Source organism: Exiguobacterium sp. KKBO11 (assembly GCF_001644945.1).
In the GTDB taxonomy this organism is placed as follows: domain Bacteria; phylum Bacillota; class Bacilli; order Exiguobacteriales; family Exiguobacteriaceae; genus Exiguobacterium_A; species Exiguobacterium_A abrahamii.
On the sequence record NZ_LUCU01000044.1, the window covers coordinates 65400 to 77376 of the forward strand.

Annotated in this window: 11 protein-coding genes; 7 read left to right on the top strand and 4 right to left on the bottom strand. The window is 47.0% G+C overall.

The features are described 5' to 3' along the window. Window positions 1-70 precede the first annotated feature (70 nt). Entirely contained in the window at window positions 71-928 is an 858-nt protein-coding gene (locus AYO36_RS13085; protein WP_064300678.1) for a sulfite exporter TauE/SafE family protein, read from the top strand. 55 nt (window positions 929-983) lie between these two features. On the opposite strand, the gene AYO36_RS13090 is transcribed toward AYO36_RS13085, so the two are convergent. Beyond that, window positions 984-2360: an alanine/glycine:cation symporter family protein gene (locus AYO36_RS13090; RefSeq protein WP_064300679.1), complete on the bottom strand. Its 1377-nt coding sequence runs from the start codon at window positions 2358-2360 to the stop codon at window positions 984-986. Between the two features lie 144 nt (window positions 2361-2504). Here AYO36_RS13090 and AYO36_RS13095 point away from each other — a divergent pair, with 144 nt between their 5' ends. The 3 genes from AYO36_RS13095 to AYO36_RS13105 all read left to right on the top strand — a co-directional run bounded on the left by AYO36_RS13095 (window position 2505) and on the right by AYO36_RS13105 (window position 5969). Next, window positions 2505-3722 carry a PucR family transcriptional regulator gene (locus AYO36_RS13095; RefSeq protein ID WP_029342896.1) on the top strand — a complete coding sequence of 406 codons (1218 nt, stop codon included), beginning with the start codon at window positions 2505-2507 and terminating at the stop codon, window positions 3720-3722. Between the two features lie 121 nt (window positions 3723-3843). Continuing rightward, window positions 3844-4968 carry an alanine dehydrogenase gene (gene ald / locus AYO36_RS13100; RefSeq protein ID WP_064300680.1) on the top strand — a complete coding sequence of 375 codons (1125 nt, stop codon included), beginning with the start codon at window positions 3844-3846 and terminating at the stop codon, window positions 4966-4968. Window positions 4969-5108: 140 nt separating this feature from the next. Beyond that, on the top strand, window positions 5109-5969 hold the full coding sequence (locus AYO36_RS13105) for a tetratricopeptide repeat protein (RefSeq protein WP_064300681.1): 861 nt from the start codon (window positions 5109-5111) through the stop codon (window positions 5967-5969). A gap of 3 nt (window positions 5970-5972) precedes the next feature. Here the strand turns inward: AYO36_RS13105 and AYO36_RS13110 are convergent, their stop codons facing one another. Then, window positions 5973-6620, bottom strand: coding sequence for a diacylglycerol/polyprenol kinase family protein (locus AYO36_RS13110; protein ID WP_064300682.1), 648 nt, complete (start codon window positions 6618-6620; stop codon window positions 5973-5975). Between the two features lie 115 nt (window positions 6621-6735). On the opposite strand from AYO36_RS13110, the gene AYO36_RS13115 reads away from it, so the two are divergent. Continuing rightward, complete coding sequence (locus tag AYO36_RS13115; RefSeq protein ID WP_023469690.1) at window positions 6736-7359, top strand: DUF1836 domain-containing protein; 624 nt, start codon at window positions 6736-6738, stop codon at window positions 7357-7359. 45 nt (window positions 7360-7404) lie between these two features. Here AYO36_RS13115 and AYO36_RS13120 read toward each other — a convergent pair whose 3' ends face one another. Next, window positions 7405-7881 (bottom strand): LURP-one-related family protein, encoded by a 477-nt coding sequence (locus AYO36_RS13120; RefSeq protein ID WP_023469691.1) that lies wholly within the window; start codon window positions 7879-7881, stop codon window positions 7405-7407. Between the two features lie 171 nt (window positions 7882-8052). Next, on the bottom strand, window positions 8053-8580 hold the full coding sequence (locus tag AYO36_RS13125) for a restriction endonuclease (protein WP_064300683.1): 528 nt from the start codon (window positions 8578-8580) through the stop codon (window positions 8053-8055). Between the two features lie 162 nt (window positions 8581-8742). Between AYO36_RS13125 and AYO36_RS13130 the strand changes: the two genes are divergently transcribed. After that, entirely contained in the window at window positions 8743-10878 is a 2136-nt protein-coding gene (locus tag AYO36_RS13130) for an ATP-binding protein (protein WP_064300684.1), read from the top strand. Next, a complete protein-coding gene (locus AYO36_RS13135; protein WP_064300685.1) occupies window positions 10878-11942 on the top strand; it encodes an SDR family oxidoreductase in 1065 nt (354 codons plus the stop codon). The genes AYO36_RS13130 and AYO36_RS13135 overlap by 1 nt, the downstream gene beginning before the upstream one ends. Window positions 11943-11977 lie beyond the last annotated feature (35 nt).

The window sequence follows — 11977 nt, forward strand, 5'->3', positions numbered from 1 at the left end:
CTTTTACATTCTTCTCATTCATTGCCATACTAAGTGAAGAATAGAGAAGAAAAGGAAAGGAAGACTGTACATGGATCTCGCTTTTTATTATTTCTTAATCCTCGGATTTTTCATTGGAATCATCTCCGGCTTTTTCGGAATCGGTGGCGGTATCATCTTGACGCCCCTACTACTCATTTTAGGATATGCTCCAAGCGTTGCGATCGCGACCAGTCTCATGTTGACTCTCGGATCAACGGTTTCAGGTACGCTCTCTCACTTACGCCTTAAAAATGTCGTCTGGCGCGATAGCCTTGTCGTCGGTGGTGTCGGAATCATCGGTTCGACGATCGCGACACCACTTGTCCTTCGTTTAGAGGAAGTCAACGGTGCTCATCTCGTCATCTCGATCGTTTATATCGGACTCCTACTCTACTTCGCGAATAAGTTCTTACGTCCGAAAGCAACGACCGGAGAACAGACAGGTTGGAAAAATCGATATCTTGCCCTTGCCTTTACTGGTCTGTTCGCTGGATTCATCTCTTCGCTTCTCGGTGTCAGCGGTGGATTCATCATCACACCGTTACTCGTCGGGATTGTTGGCTATGAGTTGAAACGTGCGGTTGGAACGAGTATTGCCTCCGCGTTACTGATCGTCCTATCGGGACTCGTCAACTATACGGTCGCGAGCACGAATATCGATATCCTCGTCGGGATCATGCTGATTGTCGGCGCCTTGCTCGGAGCACCGATTGGCGCGAAGCAGTTGACGCATTTCGAAAGTCCGTTCGTCAAAAAGTACCTTGGTATCTTCTATTTGACAGTTGCGGTCAGTGTCCTACTCGAAGTCATCGGCTGGAACGTCGCTTCACTTTCCGTTCTCGTTGCGCTTAGTTTGATTTTCTTACTGACACTCCTCGTCTACAGCCGTCGTCGAACGAATGGATGAATCGTCTCATCAGAAAAGCGGTGATGCCCCTATCAGGTATCACCGCTTTTTTCCGTTAAGCCACTCGTTTGTGACCGGCTCGTTCATAGTCTCTCGTTTGTTCAATGACTAAGTGCGACAAGAACAACATTCCAACCAAGTTCGGAATCATCATTAATCCATTGGCAATATCCGCGACCAGCCACAACGGTTCTAATTGCGCGACCGCACCATAACAGGCTGCGAGCGCAAAGAACACGCGGTATCCTTCGTTGAAGCGTGTCGTACCGCTCAAGTACTCCAAGCACTTCTCTCCATAGACATACCAACCGATGATCGTTGAATAACCGAAGAAGAAGACGGAAAAAGCGACCGTCCATTCTCCAAATGATCCTAGAACACTCGCAAAGGCGGTTGCTGTCAGTGCTGCCCCGGAAAGATTCGCATCATGCATCATACCTGAATGTAGTCCACCTGATGGATCCCAAAAACCTGTCGTCAGAAGGACGAGTGCCGTCATCGTACAAACGATCAAGGTCACGATGAAGGTACTCGTCATCGAAATCAATCCTTGTTCGACCGGACGCTCACTTTTCGCAGATCCGGCAATCAATGCTGCTGTCCCAAGTCCTGCTTCGTTCGTGAAAATACCACGTGCTACACCGACTTGCATCGCCATCATGATCGATACACCGGTGAAGGCTCCTGCAGGCGCAAGCGGCTGGAAGGCGTACTCAAAGATTAAACCAAAGGCTGGTAGAATCTGATCCGCCTTCAATATTAAAAGGACACAAGCGGCACCGATATAAAGTAAGCTCATGATCGGAACAAAGATCGTCGAGATCGCACTGACGCGTTCAAGTCCACCACGAATCGATACATAGACCGCAATCGCGAGCAGAATGCCGAACAATAGCAGCGGCACACGGAAAGATTGCTCAAGCACCGTTGCCATCGCATTCGCTTGCACCGTATTCCCAACACCAAATGATGCGATCAAACCAAATACCGCAAACAGGATAGCGAGTAGTTTAAATTTAGGTCCTAGTCCCTTCTCGATATAATACATCGGTCCACTGACGGCTTCGCCGCGTTCGTTTCGACTTCTAAAGAGAATGGCAAGGAGGCTTTCTGCATATTTCGTCGCCATTCCAATTAAACCGATGACCCACATCCAAAAGACTGCGCCCGGTCCGCCCATCGTCAAGGCGACTGCGATCCCTGCGATGTTTCCGTTTCCGATCGTCGCCGCGAGGGACGTCATCAACATCTGAAAGCTACTGATTTCACCTTCACCTTGCCCTGATTTTTGAACAGATAATTGAAACGCTTGTTTTAAACGCCGAAACTGAAGACCACGTAAGCGGATCGTAAAGTACACTCCTGTTCCTACCAACAACATCATACTCGGAATCCCCCAGACCCAAGCCGATATCAGACGTAACACTTCCATGCCATTTCATCCTCTCTCTCTTTTCCGAGGCTTACCGTAGCATGTAGTTGTGTTTTCTTACAATACAAAAGAATACTTTTTGTGATTTTACACAATAGAAGATATACTAAAACTATCGAGTGAAAGAGAAAGAAGGGAAATCCCATGTTAGAAGCTTCATATCATTCCTTAGACGACTTAGCGGAAGCGATCGGTATTGCCTTGAATGCCCCGATTACGATTGAAGATCGCAATCACCGCCTTCTTGCGTATAGTACGCATACGGCTGATACAGACCCTGCCCGTGTCGCAACGATCATTGGTCGCCGGGTACCGGAATCGGTCATCGACCAACTCTGGAAAGATGAAGTCATCCAGAGCCTTGCTACACAAGATGATCCACTCATTATTTCTGCACGCACCGGTGTCGGACTGAATGACCGTGTCGCTATTGCGATCAAGCAAGATTCAGAAATTCTCGGCTATATCTGGTCGATTGCGCGAAGCACTCCGTTTACTCCGTCGGAATTAGCCGATTTAAAGAAAGGAGCTCTACTTGCTCAACGTCAGTTGCTGGCGATCGACATGCAGAAAAAACGGAAGGAAGAACAGACGGAACAGTTCTTCTTCGAGTTATTACATGAAGAACTATCCGAGTCGGAAATCTTGAAGATGTTCTCTAAACTCCATGTCGCACCACCCGGCATCAGTCGTTTGACGGTCATCCGTTTTTCGGAAGCGATCACACCACGCCTCGCCGATCGCCTGCGCTATTTATTGACGATCCAGCAGACGGTTCGTCCGTTACTTTATGCGTATGATGAGACGGATTTCATCTTGTGGATCAGCACAAACGATCGCGACGCAGAACAAGAGCGTCTGCAGTTCGATGCCTTCATCCAGTCGTTCCGACAACTACTCGCAGAGCGATTTGATTATACGGACTTCGTCGCAGCAAGTAGTGAAGTCTTCACGGGCGTCCAAGCGATTCCCGAGCGCTATGAAGAAGCGGGCATCGTCTTGCGTTTGAAAGATGCCTTTCCATTTGAGCTGAAGAACGTGACCCGTTACGAACGTCTCGGCCTATTCCAACTCTTACCGATTTTCTCGGAGCGTCTGCGACGGCGGACGGTTCGCTTGGAAGAAATCGAACGTCTGCGTGCTTACGATGTGAAACATGCTTCCTCCTTATGTGAGACGCTAGAATGGTTCCTTCATTATGATGGGAACGTCAAACAAGTCGCCTCTCATCTCCATGTCCATCCGAATACGATCCTCTATCGGATGCGACGGATCGAGGAGGAAGCGGGCATTCGAATGGAATCTTTACCTGAACGCTCCTTACTTTATTTGTACCTAAAAGCAGACCGATATCCTTTGTGATTTTACACAAAGGATATCAGTTATTTTTGAAAACGCCGATAAAGTAGAACGCTTTCATTTCTCATATACTGAAGAAGAAGAGAAATTGATTTGTTTATTTGCGAAAGGGGATCGCGTTCACATGATCATTGGAGTATTAAAGGAAATCAAAAACAACGAAAACCGTGTTGCATTAACACCTGCCGGGGTAGCAGCGTTACATGCACAAGGACATCGTGTCATCATTGAATCAATGGCAGGTATGGGGAGTGGCTTCACGAACGAAGAGTACGTCAAAGCTGGTGCTGAAATCATCGCGACTGCTGCTGAAGTCTGGGCAACAGCCGAACTTGCTTTAAAAGTTAAAGAGCCGATCGCTTCAGAGTACCAATACTTCCGTCCGGATCTGACATTATTCACGTATCTTCACCTAGCGGCTGAGCCAGAACTGACACGTGCACTTGTTGATTCGAACATCACAGCAATCGCTTACGAGACAGTTGAAAAGAACCGCACTCTTCCATTGTTAACACCAATGAGTGAAGTCGCAGGACGTATGGCATCGCAAATCGGTGCACAGTTCTTAGAAAAACCACACGGTGGTATGGGCATCCTGCTTGCAGGTGTTCCTGGGGTTCGTCGTGGAAAAGTCACAGTCATCGGCGGCGGTGTCGTCGGAACGAATGCTGCGAAACTCGCGGTTGGTCTCGGTGCGGATGTCACGATCATCGATGTCAGCCCAGAACGCCTTCGTCAGCTCGATGACATCTTCGGTAACTCGATCAACACGTTGATCTCCAATCCGTACACGATTGCTGAAGCGGTCGCTGAGAGTGATCTCGTCATCGGTGCTGTCTTGATTCCAGGTGCAAAAGCACCGAAACTCGTCACTTCCGACATGGTCAAACGCATGAAGCCGGGCGCTGTCATCGTTGACGTTGCCATCGACCAAGGTGGTATCTTCGAGACGGTCGACCGCATCTCGACGCATGATGACCCAACATATGAAAAATTTGGTGTCGTTCATTACGCGGTCGCGAACATGCCAGGTGCTGTTCCACGTACGTCTACACTAGCATTGACGAACGCAACGCTTCCGTATGTCCTTGAGCTCGCGAACAAAGGCACACACCGTGCGCTTGCTGAAAACGATGCTCTTGAAAAAGGATTAAATGTCGCGCAAGGATTCGTCACGTACGAAGCGGTCGCACGCGATCTCGGATACACGTACAAATCCGTTGAAGATGTGCTTCACCTACACGCATAATCTTGAAAGTAGAAATAGTCGATGATTCCTTTTTGAGGAACCATCGACTATTTTTTTTACTTCTTGAGGCGCCACTCGGCTTGTCATATGATGAGAAACGAAGACTTATGATTTTGAACTAGTAGAGGGGATCTCATTACATGACACAAACCATAACCGCTCATTCTCATGAACTTCAGAGCCACGTCGCTGAAGTCGCGTTACTCGAAACACTGACATCCGATACAGAAGAGAGCGTACGTATTGCCGCAACTGAGCGCTTACGTGTTCTCATCCCATCTCATCCATTGCTCAACATTGCTACAGCTCATTCTCTTTACTTCAAGAACGAACACACTCAAGCGCGCCGGCTGATCGAAGAGACACATCAGCAACTCGGCGAACATGTGCAAGGATACATCCTCCTCGGTATCATTAGTGAAGATGAAGGATATATGCACGAAGCAGAACAGTTTTTCCTTTCAGCCATCACACGGTTCCCTGAAGAGCCAGCAGGACATCGTTTCCTTGCCGTCCATTACAATCATCGTCAATTTTATGGGGAATCCGCCATTTATGCGTTTACATATTTAAAGAAGGTTGGCGCATCTGGAATCGATACGCTGATGGCCATTGATTCCATCCAACAACTGGACGGTCATTCGATCGACATATTGGAAGCACTCTATTCCTTAATCCTTGGCGTATCTCATCTCGACAAAACCACCGTCTTTCATGCGACAGCTTCTGTCAATCAAAGTATTCAATATGAGAAGCTGCATGCTACATTGCGCGAAGACAGCGACGAGACCCTCTACGCTAAACTCGACGAATGCCTTTCCAACATGCTCGAGCATGGCTTGTTCGCAGCTGTTTATGACGATTCCGAAGAAAAGATCTATCGCCATGTCTTTCAGGATATGTGTCGGGATATGACCATCCGTCATGCAGGTTGGCGTGCGTATCCGGACTATATTCGATTACGCTTTCTCTATTTCAAACAATTGTTGTTACGCGACTGAACGTCAAAAAGCAAATGCGACGAGTGCCGCGATCGTCCATGGCAAGATCAAGTTGTCGAGATCGCGATATGAGATGGCTTCGATCAAGGCTGCGATATTCGCAAGCAAGAAGCCATAACTGACAGCGAGCCAAACCGGTTGTCCATAAAACAAGAACGTCACGGTCAACACGAGGAATGACGCCAAAAATAGGGCGATACTTCCTTCAAAGGATCGTTTCGTCTCACCACGGACGTAAAACGTCTTTCCGTAGCGTTTTCCGACGAGAGCCGCGAGACCGTCACCCCAAGCAAGCACCATGCTTCCCGCAATGAGCGCCATCGGCTGTCGCTCGAAGAAGAACAGGACAAGTCCCGCTAGAGCGAGTGGATAATAGACCGTTCCGTAAGAAGGACGATCGACGTCGTGCATCTGACCGATTCCTTTTCGTAGTGTCACTAGATTCACGACAGCAAAGAATAACAACGGTACGATCGCAACGTACCAGTGATCCAGCCAGAGCAGCGCAAGAAATACCCAGTGACCGACAGCAATATGAATCCATTTCCGAACCGTCTCGGGAGAAAAGCCGAAACGGCGTCCAATGACTTCCAGGATGACGAGAACTAGCCCGACGATTCCAATCGTGCCAAGAGCAGCTATCCATTCCATCGTCATTCCCCCTTTCTTTCCTATTATTGTACGTTGTTTCAGTTGCCATTTGCCCTATTGAACCTTCATTTGATAACATAAGGTCAAATGACGTCCTAGAGAGGAAGTTTTGGAAATGTATGATGCTCAAGCAGTCCAAACATTATCAAGTTGTCTGCAACGCCTAAATGAAGGAAAAGGAATCGAACCCCTCGTCGCAACGGAAGGCACAGAATTGCCGAAGGTCATCAATCGCTTGAAGCAATTCGATCCATTAAAAAATGGTCTATCCATCAATGAAATCGTTCATTTGGCAAATGCCCTGATCGGCGAACATATGTCAGCGACGACGATCCAGAACTGGACGAAACGTGAAGTCCGGGACATCATCGGCGTACCGCATCGCGGAAAGAAGTACTCGATCAATCAGGCTTCGATCATCTATTTACTGGATGATTTAAAACACCTCTTCTCGTTAGAAGAAACACGAGAACTGCTGACGATCGTCTTCAAGAATCCGAATATTGATGAGGATGATTTAATCAGTCCGCTTAATTTTTATCTCGTCTATACGCAACACGCGGAGACAAGTGGTCCGATCGAATTGACGGAGAAGCGTCTCAGACGCTCGCTCGAGCGCATTAACGCTTACCGCCCTGAAACTGTCCACGTTCTCCAACTGTGTCTCTATGCCCGTCGTGTATCGCATTTAACACACGAAGCGAAACAACGCCTCCATCATGTTCTGCAAACGACATGATGAAAAAAAGATGCCATCCATGTCATGGAAGGCATCTTTTTTTATTTAGACGGCTGTCAGTGATTTATAGTGGACGTTGTTCGTCAGACTTTTCAAGACAGAGAGTAGTTCGTACATCGAGAGTTTGTCCGCATCCTTGACGAGACGGTACTCATCACCGTCTTGCAACAATTCAGCAACGACTTCTCCAGCTGCACTCCGTACGGAGAATTTTCCTTTTGTCAGGTCGAAGGAAATCGTGAATGTACCACGCTCATACACGTTGTACTCACATTTCTTCGAGAAGAGCGAAAACTTCTCACGCATTTGACCTACCTCTTGTCCATCATGGTTCATCACGACCCACTTCTTACACGTCGGAATGAACTTACCAAACGCTACCCCTCTACCTTCACCATTCATTACTTGAACACGACCATTCTCGTCGTGTTGAACCGCACCGATCATTTGGTGCGCTTCATCATAAATCGCGGCATGACCTTGCGAAAAAACGCAACCCTGCACATAGACAACTTTGCGCAACAGAAATTCTCCTCTCACTGCTAAAACGTGCTGGTTTTTCGTCCCCAGTTTATTTAGACATCCTGTATAGTTTAACTTTCTTTATCTGTATGATATTTCGTTAACGAAAATGATTATTGCACCGTTTCTCCAAATTGACAACCCCCTTTTGTCGACAATCATTCGACATGTTCAATGCAGGTTCATCTCCTTTGCAAATGCGAGCAATTCTTCCCGATCAATGAGGCGAACCTGATTTGGTTCAGCTAGCTGATACGCAGCTTCCGTAAAGGTCGAATTCGTAACGACCCACCCCTCGTCCATCCCGTAGAATGGAACCGAGGCAGCGACCTGTTGAACCGCTTCGAGCCCTACAGCCGCACTATATCGCTTTGCCTGGATGGCAATCTTATACCCTCGTTCATCCTCTATCAACAAATCTGCTCCGAAGTCGCGTGAAGCAGGTGTCAACTCGACCCGATATCCTGCTTTTTCAAATAAATCGGCAAGCCATTCTTCAAATTCTCGTCCTTCCATTCGATCGAGTCGTTTTTCAAGCGACGGCGTTAAAATGGACAAAAGAAGAAAAAGGATACACCCTACTATACTGATGATTAAGATTAAAGGTTCCCAAGAACTCGAAAAAAAATAAGTTCCGAAAATTCCTATCATTGCAAACAAAGCTGCTAGTAACAATCGTTTTCGTTTTAATCGTTTCATCGTGCTTTTCCCCTCTACTTCGTCGTGACCTTTTTTTCACTATACTAAAATTCTTCGTCGGTTGCTTCCTTCAACAGGAAACACGACTCGTCTTGCAGAAGTAAACTAACGAGGAAAGACTGTCTTAAAATCCATGGTCGAAGACCAGTCAGGAGGTAGCTCATGGCAGAACATTCATCTCCTTCATCGCTACGAATCATTCACGCGACGTTACGTGCTATGAAAGACCCTGTTCTTCTTGTCGATGCAAATGGAAGGATTCAATTTCATAATGACGCGTTTCAACACCAGTTCATGAACACTCCAAATATCGAAACCGTTCAGGAGCTGTTTCCCATCACGGATGATTTCTTTCCATTACAGAAGGAAGCCGTCATTTCAACGACACATCAATTAACAGTCACAGCGATTGAAGCCACGGACTATTTTCTTGTCCATGTCGCTCCCCTGAAAATCGAGGACTTATTCAATTCAACACTAGATACTGCTCTATTCATCACCGACTCGGAGTTTCGGATTCAAACTTGTAACGAAGTGGCAAGCACCTTATTCCGTTTCGAGCATGCCGAAGACATCATTGGTCTCCAAGCGACGATTCTACATGATGCGAAGGAAATCGCTACCCGCCGTCAACATCTCGAACAATTGAACTTAAAAGACTTATCGGACGCGCAACTGTTTTTACTGCATGGACGGGAAGCCGAAAATGAATGGACCTATCATCGTTTGGATAGCTCAACGTTCCATGGACGCCTTTATATGACACGGTTGCCAAACGATACGTACTTCCTGCTCATTCAGGACATCACACCGCAAAAACAAATCGAATGGCATCTGACGAAAAGCGAACGCCGCTTCCGACTCTTCTCGGAATCCGTCGTTGAAGCCGTTATCTTTCATGACCACGGCATCATCATCGATGCCAATCGCGCAGCAGAAGTCATTTTCCGGACGAAACTCGAGAAAATGAAAGGCAAGACGACGCTTGAATTAATTCATCCGGATCATCACGCGCGTGTCTTACAACGCATCGAGGAGCATCGAGAAGAACCATACGAAGTCCTCGGTCAACGTGCCGATGGAACTTCTGTCGAAATCGAAGTGTTTCCGCGTGAAATCATCTACAACAACATCCGAATGCGTGTCGCCGTCGTTCGTGATATTACAGAACGAAAAAAAATTGAGAAAATGCTTGAACGCGAAAAAAATGCCATCATGCGTCAGCGTGATATCACACAATCGATTCTTCAGGCATCCAATGAAGGGTTCCTACTGACAGAAGAGGATGGGAGTTTCATCTTCATGAACGTCAAAGCACGCAAATTACTCGATGTCCCAGGCATTGCACCAAGTAAGATTCAAGAACGAATCAGTCTGATTCCGAATCTCGATTTGAACACTCGATTCGAGATGCTCCGACAAGTAGAAGAATTACTCGCCGGAAAACATTCTGAACTATCGTTTCGTTTCACGTTACAGCGACCAAATGAGTCCAGTCCACTTTATTTCGAATTTTATGCGACTGCGATCAAAAAGGAGAAGAGTCGCATTTCTCGTCATGGCTTCCTATTTGTTTTCCGTGACCGGACAGAGGAAGCGAAGATGGATCAAGTAAAGGACGAACTCGTCAGTACAGTATCGCATGAGTTGCGCACGCCACTGTCCTCCATTCTTGGCTATATGGAATTACTACGATATAAAAAACAATCGGCTGATCGAATCGAACGGTATGTTGAGATCGTCCACGAAGAGACGAAACGATTGACGAAGCTATTAAATGAGTTTTTAGACATTCAGCGTCTAGAAGGTGGAAAACAGGAGTATACCTTCACGTCGTTCTCGTTGCGCGATCTTCTCGCATCAACCGTCGATGCCTATGGCGAGACCGTCGAGACGCATCGAATTGATCTAGAACTACCAGAGGATCCTGTTCTGATTTTTGCGGACGAGCACAAAATCAAGCAGGTGATCTTGAACTTGCTTTCGAACGCCATTAAGTATTCTCCACAGGCGGATCATATTCGAGTCATTCTTTCAGCCAATCCGGAACAAGCAACGTTCTCTGTGACGGATTATGGACTCGGTATTCCACAAAATGCTTTTGAAAAGCTCTTTACGAAATTTTACCGGGTCGATAACTCAGACATCCGGAAAATCGGCGGAACCGGCCTCGGACTTGCCATCTGTAAGGAAATCATCGAATCGCACGGAGGTGCGATTTCCGTTGAATCAGAAATCAATGATGGTTCGACCTTCACCGTTGTACTCGAACGTGATCCAAGAAAGGAATGGAATTGATGCGGACCTACTTTATGACGGGTTTCCCCGGTTTTTTAGCGACCAAACTGATCGAACAACTGGCAAGTGTTCCGGACCAAATCGCTTGTTTTCATTTGCTTCATTTACCGTCAGAGCGAAACGCAGCTGTTAAGCGACGCCAGGATCTTCTAGAACGTACATCCTTACGACCGGAGCAACTTGTATTGCACGAAGGCAATATCACGGTCGAACAGCTTGCTTTATCATCAGAGGCTCGAATGATGTTGCAACAAGACGTCACACACATCTTTCATCTCGCGGCGCTATATGATTTAGCAACAGCATATGAACCTACCTTTCGAATCAATGTGATCGGTACCGCGAACGTGACACAGTTTGCTCATACGTGTCGGACCTTAGAGCGCTACATTTACTTCAGTACAGCGTATGTCTCGGGTCTTCGTTCCGGAATGGTTCTAGAAGATGAGTTACAAGCTAGTACCTTTAAAAATGCTTATGAAGAAACGAAATATTTAGCAGAAGTGCGTTTCCGTAAAGAAATCGGAACGATTCCCTATACGATCATCCGTCCTGGGATCGTCGTCGGTCATTCCGAAACGGGCGAAACACCGAAGTGGGATGGGGTGTATTTCGTTTTGAACGCGATGCGTCTCCTGCAATCCTTCGCCCCTCTTCCGTACCCAGGTCGAGCAAACGCACTCGTTAATCTCGTGCCCTATGATTACGTCATTGAAGCGACCGCTTATCTCAGTCATGCACCGGTCGGAAGAAATAAGACCTATCATCTGACAGATCCATTCCCACATGGCGCACGCGCGATTTTTGAGATGTTACACGTCGCCTATTATGGACGTTATCCGCGCGGAATCGTTCCGTTTCGACTCGTCAGCACGGCATTGACTCCAGCTGTCGCAAAACGACTTCAGATGCAACGGCAGACACTTGACTACTTCATTCATCCCGTTCAATATGATACGACACATGCCTTACGTGACTTACGGGACACTGGTATTATTTGTCCAGATCTTGCAGAAACGATGCCTCGACTCGTCCAGTATTATCAAACACACGTGACACACTAAAAAAGTCCAATCGTTCTTCCACAAGGGAAGTCGAT

What these genes read in the sequence shown, in the direction of transcription:
- AYO36_RS13085 (WP_064300678.1), top strand. Translation starts at nt 71, where the DNA reads ATGGATCTCGCTTTTTATTATTTCTTAATCCTCGGATTTTTCATTGGA.
- AYO36_RS13090 (WP_064300679.1), bottom strand. Translation starts at nt 2,360, where the DNA reads ATGGAAGTGTTACGTCTGATATCGGCTTGGGTCTGGGGGATTCCGAGT.
- AYO36_RS13095 (WP_029342896.1), top strand. Translation starts at nt 2,505, where the DNA reads ATGTTAGAAGCTTCATATCATTCCTTAGACGACTTAGCGGAAGCGATC.
- ald (WP_064300680.1), top strand. Translation starts at nt 3,844, where the DNA reads ATGATCATTGGAGTATTAAAGGAAATCAAAAACAACGAAAACCGTGTT.
- AYO36_RS13105 (WP_064300681.1), top strand. Translation starts at nt 5,109, where the DNA reads ATGACACAAACCATAACCGCTCATTCTCATGAACTTCAGAGCCACGTC.
- AYO36_RS13110 (WP_064300682.1), bottom strand. Translation starts at nt 6,620, where the DNA reads ATGGAATGGATAGCTGCTCTTGGCACGATTGGAATCGTCGGGCTAGTT.
- AYO36_RS13115 (WP_023469690.1), top strand. Translation starts at nt 6,736, where the DNA reads ATGTATGATGCTCAAGCAGTCCAAACATTATCAAGTTGTCTGCAACGC.
- AYO36_RS13125 (WP_064300683.1), bottom strand. Translation starts at nt 8,580, where the DNA reads ATGAAACGATTAAAACGAAAACGATTGTTACTAGCAGCTTTGTTTGCA.
- AYO36_RS13130 (WP_064300684.1), top strand. Translation starts at nt 8,743, where the DNA reads ATGGCAGAACATTCATCTCCTTCATCGCTACGAATCATTCACGCGACG.
- AYO36_RS13135 (WP_064300685.1), top strand. Translation starts at nt 10,878, where the DNA reads ATGCGGACCTACTTTATGACGGGTTTCCCCGGTTTTTTAGCGACCAAA.